The sequence below is a fragment of the Shewanella sp. 11B5 genome (assembly GCF_002836795.1).
GTDB classification, from domain to species: Bacteria; Pseudomonadota; Gammaproteobacteria; order Enterobacterales; family Shewanellaceae; genus Shewanella; species Shewanella frigidimarina.
Genome location: NZ_PJAP01000096.1, coordinates 1 through 1,299 on the forward strand (window position 1 = coordinate 1; position 1,299 = coordinate 1,299).

Genomic DNA, 1,299 nt, shown 5'->3' on the forward strand with positions numbered 1-1,299 from the left:
TATTCGCGTAGAAGCAGGTGACGGCGGAAGCGGTTGCGTGAGTTTTAGACGCGAAAAATATGTACCAGATGGTGGTCCAGACGGTGGTGACGGCGGAGATGGCGGCAGTGTATACCTGCAAGCTAACGAAAACTTGAACACGCTGATTGATTATCGTTTTACTCGTTTCCATATGGCTGAACGTGGCACCAATGGCCGTGGTCGTGATTGTACCGGGCATGGCGGTAGTGATTTGGTTCTGCAAGTACCAGTAGGTACTCGTGCTATCGATCAAGAAACAGAAGAGTCACTTGGCGATCTTACTGTAAATGGACAAAAGCTTCTTGTTGCTAAAGGTGGTTTCCACGGTTTAGGTAACACCCGTTTTAAAAGTAGTACTAACCGTGCTCCGCGCCAAAAAACATTAGGTACCCCAGGTGAAGTACGCTCAATTAAACTTGAGTTATTGTTACTTGCTGATGTGGGTTTATTAGGGATGCCAAACGCAGGTAAATCAACCTTTATCCGTTCAGTATCACGTGCTACGCCTAAAGTTGCTGATTATCCGTTTACGACTTTGGTGCCAAACCTTGGTGTGGTTAATCCGCGTCCAGGCCAAAGCTTTGTTATTGCCGATATTCCAGGTCTAATTGAAGGTGCTGCTGAAGGTGCTGGCTTAGGTATTCGTTTCTTAAAGCATCTTGAACGCTGCCGTATGTTGTTACACATTATCGATATCGAACCTATTGATGGCGTAGACCCAGTTTATTCTGCTCGTGCAATTGTCGGTGAACTTGAGAAATACTCTCCAAAGCTAGCGGCAAAACCGCGTTGGTTAGTATTTAATAAAACCGATTTACTGCTAGATGAAGAGATACAAGCTAAAATTGATCGTATTGTCAAAGAGTTAGATTGGCAAGGTGATGTTTATACTATGTCAGCTTACAATCGAACTGGTACTGAAGAGTTAAGCATCAAGATGCTTGACTACATTAGAAGTTTACCAGCTATTGTGGAAGAAATTACCGCAGATGCTGATGTTGAATTCAAATGGGATAATTATCATAGCGCTGAAGATGAAAACGCTAATGAAAATTATGATGATGACTTTGACGAAGATTTTGATGATGATGACTATGATGTAGAAGTTATATATCAGCGTTAAAGAACTCATTTGAGGACATCGTGTACGAAGATAGCCAAAATGAAATTACCCGCCTTGTAGTGCGCTGTGCGCAGCTATTACTGGCATATGGTGCTGAGTCTGATCTCGTTGAAGAGATTAGTCAGCGCCTTGGTAAAGCGCTCGGTATTGCTAGC

Annotated in this window: 1 protein-coding gene and 1 pseudogene; both read left to right on the top strand. The window is 43.2% G+C overall.

The genetic code is table 11. The annotated features are described in order from the left end of the window. The first annotated feature begins 1 nt into the window (after position 1). Positions 2–1,144, top strand: coding sequence for an Obg family GTPase CgtA (gene cgtA / locus CXF78_RS00805; RefSeq protein WP_257984788.1), 1,143 nt, complete (start codon positions 2–4; stop codon positions 1,142–1,144). Positions 1,145–1,164: 20 nt separating this feature from the next. Further along, positions 1,165–1,299: pseudogene (locus CXF78_RS21730) on the top strand (threonine/serine exporter); the annotation flags it as partial.